This window comes from Streptomyces sp. NPDC000404 (assembly GCF_040300365.1).
In the GTDB taxonomy this organism is placed as follows: Bacteria; Actinomycetota; Actinomycetes; order Streptomycetales; family Streptomycetaceae; genus Streptomyces; species Streptomyces ramulosus.
In genome coordinates, this window is sequence record NZ_JBEPDN010000023.1 from 19518 (window position 1) to 35742 (window position 16225).

The 16225-nt window shown below is 71.4% G+C and carries 20 protein-coding genes; 1 reads left to right on the forward strand and 19 read right to left on the reverse strand.

The features are described 5' to 3' along the window. Window positions 1-169: 169 nt before the first annotated feature. From ABT345_RS32565 to ABT345_RS32625, 13 genes are all read right to left on the reverse strand, one after another. Window positions 170-598 carry a hypothetical protein gene (locus tag ABT345_RS32565; protein WP_345078799.1) on the reverse strand — a complete coding sequence of 143 codons (429 nt, stop codon included), beginning with the start codon at window positions 596-598 and terminating at the stop codon, window positions 170-172. Window positions 599-709: 111 nt separating this feature from the next. Further along, window positions 710-1396, reverse strand: a complete 687-nt coding sequence (locus ABT345_RS32570; protein WP_345078796.1) for a hypothetical protein — start codon at window positions 1394-1396, stop codon at window positions 710-712. 163 nt (window positions 1397-1559) lie between these two features. Continuing rightward, the gene (locus ABT345_RS32575; protein ID WP_345078793.1) at window positions 1560-2051 is read right to left on the reverse strand and encodes a hypothetical protein; all 492 of its coding nucleotides are present in this window, start codon (window positions 2049-2051) and stop codon (window positions 1560-1562) included. A 1-nt stretch (window position 2052) separates the two neighbouring features. Beyond that, complete coding sequence (locus tag ABT345_RS32580) at window positions 2053-2460, reverse strand: Lsr2 family DNA-binding protein (protein ID WP_345078790.1); 408 nt, start codon at window positions 2458-2460, stop codon at window positions 2053-2055. Window positions 2461-2825: 365 nt separating this feature from the next. Beyond that, window positions 2826-3374, reverse strand: a complete 549-nt coding sequence (locus ABT345_RS32585) for a WhiB family transcriptional regulator (protein WP_345078787.1) — start codon at window positions 3372-3374, stop codon at window positions 2826-2828. After that, window positions 3371-3826, reverse strand: coding sequence for an ASCH domain-containing protein (locus ABT345_RS32590; protein ID WP_345078784.1), 456 nt, complete (start codon window positions 3824-3826; stop codon window positions 3371-3373). The genes ABT345_RS32585 and ABT345_RS32590 overlap by 4 nt, the downstream gene beginning before the upstream one ends. After that, window positions 3823-4497, reverse strand: coding sequence for a GGDEF domain-containing protein (locus ABT345_RS32595; RefSeq protein ID WP_345078781.1), 675 nt, complete (start codon window positions 4495-4497; stop codon window positions 3823-3825). Before ABT345_RS32595 ends, ABT345_RS32590 begins: the two co-directional genes overlap by 4 nt. Window positions 4498-4725: 228 nt before the next feature. Next, window positions 4726-5496 carry a hypothetical protein gene (locus tag ABT345_RS32600; protein ID WP_345078777.1) on the reverse strand — a complete coding sequence of 257 codons (771 nt, stop codon included), beginning with the start codon at window positions 5494-5496 and terminating at the stop codon, window positions 4726-4728. Window positions 5497-5533: 37 nt separating this feature from the next. Continuing rightward, window positions 5534-5728 carry a hypothetical protein gene (locus ABT345_RS32605; protein ID WP_345078774.1) on the reverse strand — a complete coding sequence of 65 codons (195 nt, stop codon included), beginning with the start codon at window positions 5726-5728 and terminating at the stop codon, window positions 5534-5536. Further along, entirely contained in the window at window positions 5725-6687 is a 963-nt protein-coding gene (locus tag ABT345_RS32610; RefSeq protein ID WP_345078771.1) for an AAA family ATPase, read from the reverse strand. Before ABT345_RS32610 ends, ABT345_RS32605 begins: the two co-directional genes overlap by 4 nt. A 122-nt stretch (window positions 6688-6809) precedes the next feature. Then, on the reverse strand, window positions 6810-7415 hold the full coding sequence (locus tag ABT345_RS32615) for a hypothetical protein (protein WP_345078769.1): 606 nt from the start codon (window positions 7413-7415) through the stop codon (window positions 6810-6812). 109 nt (window positions 7416-7524) lie between these two features. After that, entirely contained in the window at window positions 7525-8736 is a 1212-nt protein-coding gene (locus ABT345_RS32620; RefSeq protein ID WP_345078767.1) for a DUF4097 family beta strand repeat-containing protein, read from the reverse strand. A 48-nt stretch (window positions 8737-8784) separates the two neighbouring features. Further along, window positions 8785-9198 carry an RRQRL motif-containing zinc-binding protein gene (locus ABT345_RS32625; protein WP_345078765.1) on the reverse strand — a complete coding sequence of 138 codons (414 nt, stop codon included), beginning with the start codon at window positions 9196-9198 and terminating at the stop codon, window positions 8785-8787. Between the two features lie 132 nt (window positions 9199-9330). On the opposite strand from ABT345_RS32625, the gene ABT345_RS32630 reads away from it, so the two are divergent. After that, window positions 9331-9564, forward strand: coding sequence for a helix-turn-helix transcriptional regulator (locus ABT345_RS32630; protein WP_345078762.1), 234 nt, complete (start codon window positions 9331-9333; stop codon window positions 9562-9564). Window positions 9565-9692: 128 nt separating this feature from the next. Here ABT345_RS32630 and ABT345_RS32635 read toward each other — a convergent pair whose 3' ends face one another. The 6 genes from ABT345_RS32635 to ABT345_RS32660 form a co-directional block, all read right to left on the reverse strand. Further along, the gene (locus ABT345_RS32635; protein ID WP_345078759.1) at window positions 9693-9902 is read right to left on the reverse strand and encodes a hypothetical protein; all 210 of its coding nucleotides are present in this window, start codon (window positions 9900-9902) and stop codon (window positions 9693-9695) included. A gap of 118 nt (window positions 9903-10020) precedes the next feature. Then, window positions 10021-10713: a hypothetical protein gene (locus tag ABT345_RS32640; protein ID WP_345078756.1), complete on the reverse strand. Its 693-nt coding sequence runs from the start codon at window positions 10711-10713 to the stop codon at window positions 10021-10023. Window positions 10714-10894: 181 nt separating this feature from the next. Further along, a complete protein-coding gene (locus tag ABT345_RS32645; RefSeq protein ID WP_345078753.1) occupies window positions 10895-11434 on the reverse strand; it encodes a DUF6197 family protein in 540 nt (179 codons plus the stop codon). Window positions 11435-11520: 86 nt separating this feature from the next. After that, window positions 11521-13902, reverse strand: coding sequence for a DNA translocase FtsK (locus tag ABT345_RS32650; RefSeq protein WP_345078750.1), 2382 nt, complete (start codon window positions 13900-13902; stop codon window positions 11521-11523). 90 nt (window positions 13903-13992) lie between these two features. After that, on the reverse strand, window positions 13993-14394 hold the full coding sequence (locus tag ABT345_RS32655; protein WP_345078748.1) for a hypothetical protein: 402 nt from the start codon (window positions 14392-14394) through the stop codon (window positions 13993-13995). Between the two features lie 14 nt (window positions 14395-14408). Further along, window positions 14409-15473: a hypothetical protein gene (locus ABT345_RS32660; protein ID WP_345078745.1), complete on the reverse strand. Its 1065-nt coding sequence runs from the start codon at window positions 15471-15473 to the stop codon at window positions 14409-14411. Window positions 15474-16225: the final 752 nt, after the last annotated feature.

Below are 16225 nucleotides of genomic sequence, written 5' to 3' on the forward strand. Positions count from 1 at the left end.
CCGGAATACCGGTACTTCGGATGGACGGGGACATCCTCTCAGATGAGTCAGAGGTGCCCGGAGAGCGCGTGGCCAGCGGTTTTACGGCCGTAAAACATGCCCACCGGCTGCTGATGCAGCCGGGTGGCCTCAGAGACGCAGGGCCTCCCTCTCCTGCCAGCTCACGGCCTCATGTGCTGAGTACTGCGGGTTCTTTCACCTCGACGGTGGCCCGTAGGACGTCGTGGGCGCAGTTGAGGAAGGGGGTGAACTGGTCGCGGGGAAGGATGTTGTGCAATGCACGGATGACGTGCCATGCCTCGCGGCGGCCGTCGGCGGAGTCCAGGTCGCCGAGCTCGTCCTGCAAGGTGAGGGAGAAGAACTCCGAGAACGCCCAGCCCGCGGGGCGGGAGCGGTGTGAGGCTTTGCTCTCCTGTTCGCTGCGAAGCGCCGCCCGCAAGATGGCCGCGTAGTCGTCTGTGGTGAGAATCCTGGCCAGCGTGCTGGCCATGGACAGCGCTACCTCGTGATGTGCAGGCCGGTCTTTGCTGGTGCCGAACCGGTCACGCATCAGGTATGCCAGTTCGTCTCGGTACTCGATGTAAGTGCTCAGGTCCACAGGGACAGCAAAGCGATGTCCGGCTCGAAGGTGCGGGCCGACTCGCCGGGGGATCCCTGAAACGCAAGAAGCCCTGCCCCGGCGGATGGCCGGGGCAGGGCTTCGGGCAGTTCACGAGGTGCGGATGCTCTCCGCATCGAGTGCATCGGCCAGGAGCGTGGCGGGATCTGTGGTGCGCGGGTCGGTGTGCAACTGGTGGTCGCTGACGACAAGTGGCGAGTACCGCGTGGAGACCCGGTACCCGGGCACGACGGTGGTCTCCCGTCCCTCCAGCGCAGCTGCGAGCCGGTCGTAGTCCTGCTCGGCGTGCCGGGTCTGGGTGTACGGGCCGAGGCGCAGCAGCGTGAGGCCGTCGCGGCTGCCGTCCTGTTTGCGGGCCTCGATGTAAAGGGCGTAGTGGGCGGGGTCCATGCCGACGTCGTCGGGGAGGTCGCGGCCGGCGGCGGCGTGGGTGAGGGGCGTGTAGGCGGGGTGCCATGCCCCGAGGATTTTTGCTGTTTCGCAGCGGAGCCAGCCGCTGCGGCGGTAGCGGGAGCTGTAGGGCGTGTACGGGCCGCCGGGGTGCTGGAGGGCGATGGCGATGAGGTCGGTGCCGTGGTCGTCGCCGGGACGGGTGTGCGCGCGCTCGATGAACGCGCCGATCCGCACGGCGATGTCCTGGTATCGGCCGGGGATCCAAGGCTCCGGGGCGCGGAGGGCAGCGAGCATCGCTCGGTACGCGTCGGCGACGGTCTGGTCTTCGCGGGGGAGGGGGTTCGGGGCGTGGCCGCGGCGGCGGGGCAGGACGAGGCGTTTCACGGGGGCTCCTGTTCGTGGATGTGGATCAAGTCGAATCAGCGCAGGTTCGCGGTGGGCAGGGACCGAGGCCGATCTGTCTTTGGGCGGAGCGGGTAGGTGAGCTCCAGGGCGTGGGCGAGCAGGGCGGCCTGCGTCCCGCCGCCCACGCGGCGGGACGTTGCGGCTACCGGGACCGCTTGGCGGTGAGGGCAAGGCGCTGCTCGAATGCTTCGAGCAGGTCGCCGAGGTCGCCGGGGATGTCTGCGCAGCCGACCCAGGTTCCGGTCTCGGTCCACATCGGGACCTGGTCGGTGTCAGCGTCGATGTAGCAGACGTACGGGCTGTAGTGCTCCAGCATCGCGGTGCAGGCGTCCGCGAAGGTGGGGGTGGGCTGGAGCAGCGTCATCTCGGTGACGACCAGCCGCATGGGCTCGTCCGGCGTGCGGGGCAGCCGGAAGTAGCCGGTGACGCGCAGTTGGTCGCCGGGGGTGAGCTCGTGCAGGATCTGGTGCGCCATCTCCGGGTCGGCGACGCTGCACGGCAGGGTCATCTCGTCTGTCCGCTCGTCCGTCGGGGAGACGGTGAGCCGGAAGCGGGCGGTGCTGCCGTACAGGTCGCCGGGCGCGGTCTCTTCGTCCAGGAAGCCGTCCAGGACGATCGCGTCGGTGGCGCCCATGTCAGCTGGCCTTCGCGGCCGGGGCCTGGTGGGCGGCGTCGTACGCCTCCAGGACCGCCTTGCGGATCATGCCCGCGTCGGCGACCTGGTGGCCGTTGGCGCGCGCCCAGGTGCGGATCGCGGCCAGTTCCTCGCGGGTGCGTCCGCTGCCGAGGCCGGGCCGGATGGGCGTTGGCGCGGCCGTCGCGGCGGCGGGGGCGCCGTGGGTGCCGGCCTTCGCGGCGCGCAGGTCCTTCTTCGCCTTCTGCAGCTCGGCCGTGAGCTTGGCGATGCGTGCTTCGGCCTCGCGCTGCGCGTCGGCGGCGGCGCGGCGGGCGGTCAGCTCGGACAGGTCGCCGCGGACCCGGGCGGCCTTGTTGCGGATGCCCGCGGTGGGGTGGGCCTCGGCCCACGCGAGCAGCTGCTCCACCGAGTCGTCGACGGCCGCACCCTTTCGGGGTGTCGTCGGTGGCGGCCGGGGCCGTGTCGTCGGTCTTGCGCTGCTGGGCGTCTACGAGGGCGGTGATCTCGTTCTCGGACAGGCCGGTCGCCTCGGTGATCTCCGCCATGGGGTGGTCGGCGTAGAGCATGGACAGCGCTGTCACCTCGAACGCGTTGGGGGTCGGGTTCGCCGGCGTCGCCGGGCAGGCCGACCGCGTCCAGGAGGAGGACCAGGTCCTCCTTGCTGGTCGCGTGGCGGGCGACGGTGCGGGCCGCGGCGGCCTGCTCCTCCACGGGGTTGAGGTTCAGGGGCAGGCCCTCGGCTTCGAGGGCCTGCTGCCAGTCGGTGAACATCTACGCGGCCGCCTTGGTCGACAGCGCGGCCCTGAGGGCCATCCAGTTCTGCGCCTGCCGGGCCGGGGTCATCGGCTCCTTCCACGGCTCGTACGGGGCGGGCCGGGTGGGGATGAGTTCCAGATCCAGGCGGGCCAGCGCCGTCTCGCGGACGGTCGGCGGGGCAAGGCGGGCCGCACGCTGCTTCTCCTGCTGGCGGCGGTCCTGTTCGGCGACGGCGCCGACCCAGTCGTCCCCGAGGCGCCGCACCAGGTCCTTGCGGAGCTTGTTCCGCTCCCGGGCGGTGGTCGCCGCCCACACGCCGGTCGGGGTGAGCGACTTGTTGGCCAGGGCCCACTTGAGGCAGGCGGTGACGATCGGGCAGTCGGCGCAGGCGAGCTTGGCCTTGGCGAGGGCCTTCTCCTGCTTGGCGCGGCCGGTGACGTCCTCGATGGCGAACAGCTTCGGATCGTCCTGGCAGCGGGTCGGGGTGTCGGTGTGGGGGAAGGGGATCCGGTCGTCGGCGACCACGGCCGGGATGTTCGGGGTGCCGGTGCGCAGGCCGCTCATGACGGGACCTCCGTGAGCTGCTGGGTGAGGTGGGGGAGCTGGACGAGGACCTGCTCGAACACGGCGAGCGGGACGCGCCACGGGCCGAGCTGCCCGTCGCACGGGACGGGTAGGGCCAGGGGGTGGACGTAGTCCAGGTCGACGTGGACGCGCTCGGTCTGCGCCCAGGGGCTGCACGGCTCGCCGGGGTCGGTGTGGGAGCCGGTGATGCGGACGATGCCGAGGACCGCGCGGGTGGGCAGCTCGTGCCCGCGGATCGTGCGGGCCACGAGCGGGTCGCGCAGGGCGGTCCGGTCGGTCTGGGCTCCGGCGTGCAGCAGGCGCCAGCCCGGTGCCCAGGCCCGGGGTCGGTTCTCCACGCGCTTGTCGCCGTGGAGGATGCAGGCCGCCCAGGGCTGCTTGATGGTGATGCCGCGGATGTGGTCCGGGGCGTAGAGCGTCGGCTTCTTCACGCGGCGGCCCCCAGGGCGTGGGTGCCCGACCGTCCGGCGCGTCGGCCGTTGATGGACGGGACGGCGGTGTGGGAGCGGTCGGCGAGGACGGCGCGGCCGGTGTGCTTGCCCGCGTACATCGCGGCGTCGGCGGCCCTCTGCAACTGCGACAGGTTGGTGGTGCCGATGGTGTCGGGGGTGGCTGCGCCGATGGAGACGGCGACGTCGACCACGCGGTCGCCGATGTCGACGGGCTGGGCGAGCACGGCGGCCAGCCGGTCCAAGCGCAGGCGGCGGCGCGCGGGTCCGATGCGTACCGTGGCGGCGAACTCGTCCCCTCCGAGCCTGCCGACTGCGCCGCGGCTGCCCGCCCACGCGGCCAGCCGTTGTGCGGTGACGGTGAGGACGCGGTCGCCGGCGCCGTGGCCGTGGATGTCGTTGATCTGCTTGAAGTGGTCGACGTCGACCAGGACCGTCATGGCGCTGGCGCCGTACCGGTCGATGGTCTGTCGGGCCCGGCTGGTGTAGATGTCGCGGCCGTGCAGCCCGGTGAGTGGGTCGCGGCGGGCGGCAGCGAGGCGGCGGTGGAGGCTGACGGCATGGACTGTCCAACCGGTCAGGGGCACCGCGAGGCTGGTGATGAGCAAGGCGCGATTCGCAGTCGGGGCATGGACGCGCGCGATGGAGGCCATACTGGGGGTTCCCTCTCGTCTTGTACGGGATGGGTGGCCCGAGGCAGGCGTCGGTTTCCAGGCCGTGAGCGCCTGCCTCGGGGCGTATCTACAACTCGAAGCTGCTCTTGCTGAACGGGTTGGACCAGGCTTGGGCCCTCGCCGCTCGCCAGTCCGGTTCCCAGCCGTCGCGGGCCCCGCTCGTTCCCCAGCCGCCGTCTTGGCGGCCGGGGCGGCACGGAGCGTCCGTCAGGCAGCAGCCTGGACGGAGGCATCGAGGCCGACGCCGCGCAGCGCGTCGAGGACGTACGCCTCGAAGCGGTTCTGGTGCTGGGCGGCGACCGCGCAGCCGGTGGCGCGGCCGTAGGCGTAGCAGCGCGCCATCATGCTGGCGTCGGTGTCGGTGAGGGCCTGGTCGACGGCGTTGCGGGCGAGGTGCTCGATCCAGGTCTGGGCAGCCGACTCGCGGCGGTTGTGCGAGACCGCCATGGCGAGGGAGTCCGCCCACCGGCCGCTGCCGCAGGTGGGGCCGCCGCACTGCTCCCAGTTCCACTTCCGGTCGCGCATGGCCTCGGGGTCGGCGTCCCAGTCCGCCGCCCAGCGTGCGGCCCGCTCGGGGATCTCCTGCTGGATGACGTTCAGGACGTCGCGGCCGCAGGGCCCGAGGGCGCGGTGGGCGTCGGTCTCCTCGAGGACGCGGATCTGGTGGGAGAGCAGCCGGTAGGGGTAGTGGCGCTGGCTCCAGTTGCCGGTCTCACCGAGCGGCTCCACGATCCACAGCCGCACGGGCCAGGTGACGGGCCAGATGGCGGTGTCCTCCAGGGCTTCGCCGACGCGCTTGACCATGCGGAAGTACGAGAACTGGCTCTCGTCGTACCACTTGTTGGCGCAGGGGTTGGGGTGGTCGATGACCTTGTCGATGTTGGCGGCGAGGTTCACCGGGGTGCCGGCCTGGCGGGACATCTCGATGGTGCCGTCGGTGGGGGTGGCGATGTACCAGGTGACGGGCTTGCGGGCCATGGGGTCCTCCACTGAGGGGTGTTGGCGGCTGGGCCGCTCATAACCGGATGTTGATCGGGGTGCGCGGGTCGTCGGCGGGGTTGTGGACTGTGCGGCGGTGCGCGGCGAGGCCGGCGCTTCCTCCCTGGATCGGCAGGTGGCATTCGGGGCATCCGTGCGCCCACTGGTCGCCGTCCGGGAGGTCGGCCGGGGTGAGCGGGTGCGGATGCGGGCCGTCGGCGGCACGGCTCACTCGCGGACCGCGTCCGCGAACTGGGCTTCGAGGTCGGCGCGGCCGTCGGGGTCGTCGTCCTGGTCGTCGTCGTTGTTCGGGCCGTGGACGGTGCAGACGATGTCCTCGTCGTCGTCCAGGTCGCCGTTCAGAGCGCGGAACAGGCAGGTGACGCTGTAGGCGGGCACCCAGGCGTAGCCGTCGCATTCGTCGTCGTGCGGGCAGGGCACCATCACGTCGAATCCGACATCGCCCTCGCCGTCCACGTCGGTGCGCAGGGCGAGGGTGAGGTACATCTGCCCGAGGCGGATCTCCGCGACGCGGTCGCCGTCGGCGACGTTCGAGCCGTCCTTCCACCGCCACAGCGGCAGGATCTCCGGGCCGAACATTCGGTGGGGGAGCAGCAGATCACCGAGGCCGTCGCCGTCGTCCAGCCCGAGGTCGGCCTGTCGGCTCTCGCTGAGTCGCTCGAGGAACGGCAGCAGCTGGTAGAGGCTCTCGGAGTAGGCGACCTCGATGAAGCCTTCCAACTTGAGGCCACGCCGCTGCGAGTTGACCATGTCCTGGCGCTGCCGGGCGACGATCTCTTCCGGCACGCGGCGGTTGGCCGGCCGCGCGTCCTGCCGGTCCACGCACACTGTGCCGGGTGTGGCGACCAGGAGCGCGATGGGCAGCATGTCGTGCCGCTTGGCGGCGGCGACGAGGGGATGCCTGGCCGCCTCGGTGACGTTGGGGGCGTCGATGACCGTGAACAGCCGGCGGCGCATCCTCGCCTCCAGGAGCAGGTGCAGGGCGGCGGCTGCGTCGCTGGTGGCGTCCTGGTCGCCGGTGTCGTCGCTGACGACTTCGCGCAGCGCGTCCAGGGACAGGACCTGGGATGCGGGCCAGGTGTTCGCGATCGTGGACTTGCCGGCGCCGGAGGGGCCGATGAGGACCACCAGGCTGTGCTCGGGCATCTGCGGGTAGACCAGCTTGGTCATGCGAGTTCTCCTTGCGGGGCGAGGGCGCGGGCAGCTAGCTGGGCCGCTCGACTCGGCCTTGCTCTGCTCGGCAGGCTCGTGTTCCGGCATCGCGGCGCGCTTGCCGGTGCGGGCGGTGGGCGCTATCGGCGGCTGGTGCGCAGGGTGATCCAGGTGGTGACGAGGGCTGCGGCGACGCCGATCGCGCGGTGCGCGGCCTGGTCCAGCTCCATGAGCGCGGTACCGGGGCCGGAGACGTCCTGGACAGGCTCGGTGTCTTCGCCGCCGACCTTGCGGACGACGGTGGCGTGCTGGATGTAGCCGTCCTTACCGGCCTTCTTCGCGAGCCAGATCAGCGGGTCACGGCGGTCGATGATGCCGTGGGTGATCGCGTTGATCGCAGCGCCGGTCAGCAGGGCCTTGGCGGGGACGCGGTAGCCGAGGGTGCGGGTGACGGCGATCGTGGAAGCGAGCTGTACGGCGGTGTAGCTGGCGACGTGTCGGGCGGCGGAGCGGCGGCCGTAGGCGCTGGCAGTGCAGGTGCGGCCCTCTTCGCCGGTCCGCTGCGGGTCGTCCTCCACCGGGGAGCCGTCGTTGCGGTAGACGAGCTGGGGGCCGTGCATGCCCTTGGTTGATGCGTCGTGCGAGTTCTGCGCGAACTGGTCCCCGGCGGGGTGGACGGAGTCGAAGACGGCAGTCAGGGCGGCGACCAGGGCGAGGCCCTCGACGGCGCGAGCGTGGTCGGTCATGTCGGTGTGCTCCTTATCTCGGAGGCGAGTTGGCCGGTCGGCCACTACCGGCCCCGAGCGCCCGCGGGCGGGGTTCGGGGTCGGCGGAAGCGGGCCGGTCAGAGGCCGGTCAGAGCTTGTGGACGCTGCCGTTGTGGGCGCTGGTGCGCACGTTCAGGTCCTGGCGACCGCGCACGCCGCGCAGGGTGATCGAGCCGTTGTGGGTGTGGGCCTCGATCCGGCCGGTGGCCTGCGGGGTGGCGGCGAGGTTGAGAGTGCCGTTGTGGGTGGTCACCCGGGCGTCGTGGCCGTTGTAGCTGCCGATCGTGGTATGGCTGTTGTGGGAGTCGATGTCGACCGACTCCTGGATGGCGTCGAAGGTGTAGTTGCCGTTGTGGCCGTTGACCTTCGCGCGGCCGACGAATCCGGCGGTGACGTGCCCGTTGTGGGTATCCATGCGCAGGGCGGCGAGGGGGCCGGTGACTTCCAGGTGGGCGTTGTGGGAGTCGACCTTCACGCCGGATCCGGCCGGAAGGGTGACGAGGACCTCGATCGGGCTGGAGGAGACTGCGCCGCCGTTGAAGTCGCCGACGATCACGTTGCCGCCGACGATCCGCATGCCGTTGACGGAGCCGTGGACGGTGCCGACGCTCTGGAAGACCGTGGTCCGGCCGCCGCGGCTGGTGAAGACCTGGGTGACGCCGCCCTCAACGCCGGCGCCCTCGATGTCGGGGACGCGGACGGTGAGCCGGTCGCCGGTGAGGGTGACGGTGCTGTCGCGTACGGCGTCTGCGGAGGGGCCGGTCTTGTCGTCGGTGCGCACCGTGGCGCTGGGGACGGTGGCGGTCGGGTCGACGGTCACCGTGACGGCGCCGGAGGGGCAGGTGACGTCGGCGAGGTACGGGCGGCTGGCGGGCTCCTCCTGCCGGGTCCTCTCGCCGGCGGGCCGCGCGGCGGCCGGGCTGGAGTCCTTCTTGAGCAGGGCGATGGCCTCGGCTGCCGCTGCGGCGGGAAGTCCGTACTCGCGCGTCAGCTCGGCGGCGGGGTCCTGGCCGGCGGTGAGGGCGCGCTGGTAGGTGGCGCGGAAGCCCGGGAGGCGCTTGTCGAACGTCGCCTGGACGAACTCTGTGGCCCACGACTCGCCCTGCGCGACGGACTGCATGACGGCCCGCTGGAACTCCGCCTCCGCCTGGTCGTCGGGCATGGCGGAGACGATGGTGAGGAAGAGGCTGGTCGCCATCGTGGCTGCGGGCTCGCTGACGCCGTACTCGGTCATGAAGTCACGGATGAGTTCGGCACGGTCGTCGTCGGTGAGGGTGGCGAGCTGTTCCTTGTTGAACACGGGTTTCTCCCCTTGGTGTGTGGTCGTTGCGCAGAACGGGGCAGGTGGTCAGGCCGCCTGCGAAGGCGTCGGCGGGATGTAGGAGCGGGGGTCGGCGGGGGTGCCGTCGAGGCACTCCTCGCACTTGCCGACCGTCTTGAGGCGGAGGCAGTGGAAGTAGCGGCGTCCGCACTCGGGGCAGGTCTGGCGGGCTGCCATCGCCCGGTCCAGCGCCCATTCCTGGGCGAGCGTCAAGGTGCGCTTCGGCTTCGCCAGGTCGATCCGGTACAGCCACGCCTTGCGCTTGCCGCTGCGCCAGGTGAGCTGCGCGACGGGCTCGTGGCCGCCGGGGCTCAGGCCCATGGCCCTGAGCTGGCGGCGGGTCGCGAGCCCCTTGGGTGCCTGCTTGAAGGCGAACTCCGGGAAGGAGCCGTCGTCGTACAGGTCGACATCGACCAGGTCGCCGTTGTCGTTGGTGCGCACGGGTTGCCTCCCCGGGTGAGTTGGTGTCTCGCTCGGTGCACACCCACCATGCTGTAAACAAGTTTCTTCTGTCAACGGGTTTACAGGTGAAAGACGTTGACAGGTGACGGTGATGGCTTGATCCTCAAAGGCATGACGAACACGCAGCCCGCCGCCGAACACGTCGGCGTCACGGAGATCGGAGAGATGCTGGGCGTCAGCCGCCAGCGGGCCAACAAGCTCGTGACCAGGCCGGACTTCCCTGCCCCCATCGCACGGACGAAGGCCGGCCGGGTATGGGAGCGGGCTGCTGTCGTGGAGTGGGAGAAGGGCTGGGACCGCACCAACGTCGGCGGCCGGCCCTCGAAAAATGCCGCTCAGCAGTAGGAGAACTGAACCGCAGCACAGTGCGCCGCACGGATCTTCCGCGCGGCGCACTGCCGTACCCGAGAGGAATCGACGCTCCGTCGCGTCCTTCACGAGCGTGGGTGTCACCGACAGCAGGCGGGCGTCAGCTACCGGTCGGGGCGGGCCGACGGGGCGGCGGGCGCGGTGTGGCCGGGCCGCGGGTCGGTGTGCTGGGGCGCGGCGTCGCTGGTGTGGATGCCGATGTAGTAGCCGACGATGAGTCCCAGGGTGAGGCAGACCTTGTGCCGGTTGGCCTGCCACCAGCTGGGCGGCGGCGGTTCGGTGAGGACGCCTATGACGGCAGGGCCTTTCGCCAAGACGAAAACTCCTTGGAGATCGCCCGCAGAGGCTGCGGGGTGGTGGTGGAAGGGAGAGCAGGCCGGTCGGCCTGTCCGGTCCTCGGCACGGGGGCCGAGGACCAGGCGGGGCGACGGGTCAGCGTCGGGGGAGGGCTCGGACGTTGCCGGGGGCGTCGGCGACGGGCGGTTCCGGCGGCGAGGAGAGGCGGACCTCGGAGCTCGCGTAGGCGAGCACGCCTCGTAGGGACAGGCCGCGCAGTGCGAAGGCGGAGGCGAGTGTCCAGGCGAGGATGGTGATGGCGGTCGCCACGGTGCGGCCGGTGGTGGGGCTGGACTCCCAGACCATCGCCGCGGTGGCTGCGCCGTGCGTGCTCCAGGTCAGCCGTACGCCGTTGTTGCGGGTGGCGCATCCGAGGACCAAGCAGGCCAGGCCAGTCGCCAGCCACAGCGCGTGGATGGTGGAGGCGCCGATCGGCAGGCCCTGGTTGTGGGAGACGAGGTAGTCGCGAACGGGGTGGTCAATGGCCTCCCAGAGACCGGCGAAGATACCGGTGACCTTCGCGTTGGTGGGCAGCAGCTCCAGCGCCTGGCCGACGGTGCTGACGGCGGCGTGCACCAGGAGCACGGCGGTGGCGCCCCCGGTGATGGCCAGCAGGGTCTTGAGCCACACCGCCATGCCGTGCCAGCCGTCGTCGCGTGCGGTGCGGACGTCTTCCCACAGGGCGTGCAGCGGTCCGCTCGGCGCCCAGGCGGCACGCCAGCGCTCGTGGAGGGCGTGGCGGCGGGACCCGCGCGGCTTCTGTCGCGTCTGCGGATTGTCGGTGTTCACGGTCGGCAGCTCCTTGGCGGTCTGTGTGGCGGGCCGGACGGCCTGTCCCGCACCCGACTCCCGCCCGGCGGGCGTGGTTCGGGTACGGGGCGGGTGGTCCGGGATCTGGCGCGTGGGTCGACGAGTACGGCCAGCTGCGCATCGACATCGACGGCGGTTGACCGCGGCCTGGCGGTGCGGGTCAGATTCCGCGGGCGTCGGCGAGGATGGCGGCTTCGTCGAGCATCCGTATCGGGATGCGGCCGTTGGCCCAGGAGTCGTTGAACGACGGCACCGACTCCGCCGCCTGCGGGCCGAACTTGCGGCGGATGGCGTCCATCAGGACCTCCAGGCCGCGGCTGGCCATTGCGTGGTCGCGGCCGGCTTCCTTGCGGAGGGCTCCGAGCAGGCATCGCGCGCCTTGCTCGTCGACCAGGGCGCCGGCGCACCAGCCGTCGGTGACGAGTCGGTGGTGGGCGCGTTGCAGCAGGGCGGCGACGGGGGTCGGGTAAAGGTCCGGCAGCGGGTGGGGGGCGGGTTCGGCGGGGGCGGTAACGAGGTCGGCGAGGTGCACGGGTTCGGACGGGATGCGTGCGGTGTTCACCTCGAACGCGACGGCGGCTTCGTCCAGCTTGACGGTCATCTGCGCGTCGATGGCGGTCATCCGGGCCTCGAGGGAGAGGTCCGGGGCGGCTTCGCTGGTGGTGGGTGTTCTGGCGGGTGCGGTGATGAGGTTGTGCACGGGGCCCTCACGAGGTCGGTGGGGTGGGTGGGAGGGTTGGGCGGGAGGCTGGTCCTCCCGCCCAGGGCAGGTGAGGGCTGCGGCCGTCAGTCGGTGGGCTCAAGGAGCCCGCGCAGGGCGTCGTCGCCCGTGTCGGCTGCGACGAGGACCTCGCGGGCTTCGCGTTCGTCGTCGGCGGGGCCGACGATGCCGCGCTCTTCAAGGAGGTCCATGAGCTGCTCGGCCAGGGCGAATCCGATGCGCAGCTTGCGCTGGAGCATCGGCAGCGATCCGTACTGGCTGGCGATGACCAGTTCTGCGGCGTGGACGAGCAGGGCGTCGTCGATGCCGTCCGGCAGCGGGCCGTCTGCGTCAGCGGTGGGGGCTGCCCCGTCGGCGTCGGCCGGGGCGTATTCGCCGTGGTCGACCTGGAGCAGCTTGTTCTCTTCGACGAGTTCGCTGAGCTTGTTGCGGACGGTGCCGGGTGCCGCGTCGACCTTTTCGCGGATCTCCTTGGCGGTCATGCGGCTGGTGACGGCGGCGAGGATCTGGTCCTTGACGGTCGTCTTCTTCGGTTTGGTCGCGGTGAACTGCGGGGGCACCGGCGCGGCGCCATCCGTGCCGCCGTCCTGGTTGGGGGCGGGGGCGTTCCAGTCGCCGTAGAGGTCGCCCAGGGCGAACAGGGCGTCGGCCTCGCGGTCGGTGAGGGTGCTGATGACGCCGTCCTCGGGGAAGATTTCGCCCAGTCCGTCGGGGCTTCCGTCGTCGGGGAGGTGGACGTAGAGGGTGCGCATGAACATCGCGCCGGAGCCGGTGACAACGTGGCCTGCGCCCTGAGTGGAGGCGCCGGGGCGGTCGTCTTCGGTGCCCTTCATGCGGTCGAGCAGGGAGACCGCGGCGCCCAAGCGGTCGGGTACCGGGGCGAGTTCGGCGTCGCCGGCCAGGCCGCCGGTGGCTTGGCGGGTGGCTACGCCGCCGGAGATGCGCAGGACGATGCCGACGCCGCCTTGGACCTGTTCGCGCAGGGAGGCGGCGCCGCCGAGCTTGTCGAGGTTGAGGGTCTGGCCGGCGAAGAGCACGCCGATGCCGAACTTGCGGCCCTCGCGGGCGAGGATGTCGGTCAGTTCGGCGATTTCGTCGCCGTATTCGGGGTCGGTGACCAGTGAGTTGAACTCGTCGAGGACGACGATCAGGGCCGGGTAGGGGGAGTGCGGCGAGAAGTCGTGGCCGACTTCGGAGTTGATCTCGCCGCGCACGCTCATCAGGGCGACGGCGGCGCGGAGCTGGCGGACGGTGAACAGGGCGCCGGAGCCCTGGCGGTCGACGTAGCGGCCGACGGCGGACATCTGAGCGTCCGGGCGGGCGGAGGTCACCCAGGCGACGACGCCGGCGTTGGCGTATGCGGCGCACATCAGGGCCATGGCGACGGTCTTGCCGGAGCCGGTGACGCCGACCAGGAAGCCGTGCAGGGTGCCGGAGGCGGAGCGCATGTGGACTTTGGCGTCGCGGCCGTCGTGGGCGGTGCCGATGGTGAAGCGCCCGTACTGGTCCAGGGTGAGCAGTTCGCGGGTGGCCTTGCGGGGCGTTTTGAAGGGGGCTTCGTCGTACAGCGAGATCAGCACCTCGCGGCCCTGCGGTTCGGCCACGAGCCGCATTTCGGAGGGGGCGATGCCGAAGGCGGAGCAGAGCTTGTCGTGGTCGACGCGGGCGACTTTTCCGGCAGGGACCGCGGCGAGGATCATGACTCGGCCGGGGACGTCGTTGTCGATCGCGACGACCTGCGCGCCGGGGATCGCTCCGTCGGGTGCAGCGATGAAGTCGTGCCACATCTGGTCGAAGCGGCTCTTGCCGTCGCGGGAGGGCTGGACGGTCAACCGCATCCGGCCGGGGCCGGTGTTCGGGATCTCTTCCAGCGTCACCGTGGTGACGGGGAAGTCGTAGGTGGCGGCGATGTCGGTCAGGTCCATGCGGGGGACGGCGGTGCCGGCCGGGGCGACGACGTCGGCGGTGAAGTCGGGGTGCTCGTCGGAGATGAGCTGCTGGATGTTCTCCAGCCGGGTTTCCTGCGACACCTTGGAGTCGGCCCACATCCGGGCGACGACCCCGGCGAAGTCGGTCGGGTAGGCGTCCTGGGTGGTGTCGTCGGGGGTCCAGCTGGAGCGGGTGACCGGGAGCCATGCGCCCATCAGACCGCCCCAGACGACGGGCGCGGCGATCTGCCACCAGGAGGTGCCCGGCACGATAGCGTTCGCGGCGTAGACGCCAGCGCCGGTGACGACGGGCAGCACCCGCTGGGCGGTCGTGAGGGCCTTGGGGAAGTCGCCGCGCTTCACCCGACGGTAGAGCCACCACAGGCAGCCGCCACCGACCACGGCAACCGGGGCGTGGACGGCGGCCTCGCCCAGTTCGGGGAGCGTGGCCAGCGCGACGGCGGACGCCCCGTAGACGGCGCGCTCCACCTTCGCCTCCGTAGGCATCCGCTTCCTCATGGTCGTGTTCCTCTCTGCGCTGGTGTGTGAAGGGGAAGGGCCGCGCTCCGGTGGAGCGCGGCCCTTTGATGGCGGGGTTGGGCGGGTGTGTCAGGGCTGCCGGTAGAAGCCCGGCTTGGCCTGGCGTGCCCTCGAGGAGGTGACGGCGGCTTGGATGCCGCCGTAGGTGTTCTGGTGGGTGGACCTCAGCTGACCGGCGGCCTGGCTGACGCCGTCGGCGGCGGCCACGACGCGCCGGCCGCGGACGGCGACCTGTCCGAAGGCATCGGCCACGTCGCCGATCGCGGCGACATGCCGGGAGTCGGCTTGGGCGGCCGCGGACATGTCGGCCACGGTGTCCGCGGCGCTGGAGTTGCGCTTCATGCGCTGTGCGGCGTATCCGACCTGTTCCGACAACTGGTCGGCGGCGCCCTGGAGCCGCTTCAGTTTCGCCTGCAGGGCCTGGTAGCCGTTGCCCGCGCCGTCGGCCCTGGTGGAGGGGAGGTTGCTCATCTGGTCTTCTCCGATCAGTTCTCGTTGTGCAGCCGCGAGCTGGGCGTGCGTAGGCCGGCGTCTGCGGTTGCGTCGATGACGGGCTGGTGGTCGCGTTTCATCGCGGTCTCTTCCGCCTCTGCCAGTTCGGCCGCGTCGAGGCAGGACTTCGCCATCTCCTTGACCACCCGGATCAGGTGGGCGACCTGGTTTTGCAGTTCGGCCACGTCCTCCATGAGCTTCTTGCCGGCGACGTTGTGATCGCTGGCAAGGTCGTGGGCCATGGCCTCCAGCGCGCCGAGCAGCTTGCGTGCCTGCTTCTCCAGGCCGTCGCAGTCGTCGTATGTCTCCATGCCTTCGGTGGTCAGCTTTTCGAGGGCCTTGCAGACGTCGCCCGCGGTGATTTCGGTCGCGTGCGGGGCGGCCATGCTGCCCGGTCGGGGGACGGCCATGTACCTGCCGGTGGGGATCGGTGCCATGGGGATCGGTTCCTTTCTGCGGGTGGTGCCGGGCCGCTGGCCCACCCCGCGCTGCGGAGCGCGGGGGAGAGCTGGCGGACCGGAGTGGGTGAGGGCGCGGCGGGCCGGCGCGATCGGTGTGGGCTCCCACGGGGTGCCGTTTCGGCGGGCCGGGCCGGCCTGCCACACCTTGGCCGTCGCGGGTTCGGGGTCGGCGTAGTCCCATGGGGAGGTCCGGGCCCCGGCGAAACCCGGCCCCGGCCCCGGGCCCGTTCCTGCTCCGGAGCCGCCCGGCCCCGCGGCCCTGCCAGTGCCCGTGTTCTTCGGCCCGGCCTTGCTGTTCTTGCCTCCAGACTTCTTCCAGAACGCCTTCTTCCAGGCCTCCTTCGCCGACCACGGACCCCGGCCGGCGGTCCTGGCTCCAGAGGTCTTCTTCGGCCCGGGGATGCTCCTGGTGCCACCAGGCGGGGTGGAGGCGGCCGGTGTTGCGTTGGTGGCACCGGGCGGCGTGCTGCGGCGCTTTTTCCAGCGGTCGTTCATCGTTTCGCTGACCGCTTGCCAGAACGTCGTACGCCCCGGGCCGTTCTTGCCCGGGGTGTTCCCGGCCCCGGCCGACGCGGTGCCGTCCTTGTTCAGGTTCACACCGCCTGACGGGGTGCTGCCGTTCGTCGGCTTGTTCGTCTTACTGAGAAGCGGCACCGATGGCTGGCGTCGGTTCCACCGGTCCGTCAGCGTGTTGCCGACCGCCTGGGGAAACGTCGTCCGGCCGTTCTTGGAGCTGCCCTTCGGCGCGGCGGGCGACTTCCAGGAGCCGGTGCCGGGGGACTTCCAGGAGCCAGGCGAAGCAGGTCCGGTGGACCTGCCGCCTCCGCCCCCGCCCGAGCCCCCGGAGCCACGCCCGCCGCCGGAGGTTCGCCCGCCACCGGTGCCCGGGCGCCCCAGGCCGTTGTGGCCGGTCGGGCCGCTCGACCTTCCGCCGCCCGAACCGCCGGAGGCGCCGGGCCTGCCGGGGGCGTTCCGTCCCCCGCCCGCACCCCGCGGCGCGCCCCCGCTGCCGAGGCCCTGCGTACGACCGGAGGGCGAGCCGCCAGACGGCCCGCTGGGGGCCCGTCGCGAGCCGCCTGGACCGGTTGCACCCCCGCCCCTTCCGGGGCCGCCAGAGGACCGCCCAAGGGCTCCTCGGCCGTACTCGTGGGACGACTGCACGCCCCGGTTCCGCTGCGCCTTGGCGCGCTCGGACCCGGCCTGCGCGGCGAATTTCACCGCATCCGCGTCGGCCTTGGCCGCCAGCAATTGCACTTCCCGCTTGTGCTTCGCGGCCTCCGCCCGGCGCGGACCGGATTCCTTGACCCAGGCGTGAATTCCTTCGAAAGCGGCCAGAGCGATAGCCAAAA

Coding starts and splice junctions, on each gene's coding strand:
- ABT345_RS32575 (WP_345078793.1), bottom strand. CDS start 2,051: ATGGGCGCCACCGACGCGATCGTCCTGGACGGCTTCCTGGACGAAGAG.
- ABT345_RS32585 (WP_345078787.1), bottom strand. CDS start 3,374: ATGAGCGGCCTGCGCACCGGCACCCCGAACATCCCGGCCGTGGTCGCC.
- ABT345_RS32595 (WP_345078781.1), bottom strand. CDS start 4,497: ATGGCCTCCATCGCGCGCGTCCATGCCCCGACTGCGAATCGCGCCTTG.
- ABT345_RS32600 (WP_345078777.1), bottom strand. CDS start 5,496: ATGGCCCGCAAGCCCGTCACCTGGTACATCGCCACCCCCACCGACGGC.
- ABT345_RS32610 (WP_345078771.1), bottom strand. CDS start 6,687: ATGACCAAGCTGGTCTACCCGCAGATGCCCGAGCACAGCCTGGTGGTC.
- ABT345_RS32615 (WP_345078769.1), bottom strand. CDS start 7,415: ATGACCGACCACGCTCGCGCCGTCGAGGGCCTCGCCCTGGTCGCCGCC.
- ABT345_RS32630 (WP_345078762.1), top strand. CDS start 9,331: ATGACGAACACGCAGCCCGCCGCCGAACACGTCGGCGTCACGGAGATC.
- ABT345_RS32650 (WP_345078750.1), bottom strand. CDS start 13,902: ATGAGGAAGCGGATGCCTACGGAGGCGAAGGTGGAGCGCGCCGTCTAC.
- ABT345_RS32655 (WP_345078748.1), bottom strand. CDS start 14,394: ATGAGCAACCTCCCCTCCACCAGGGCCGACGGCGCGGGCAACGGCTAC.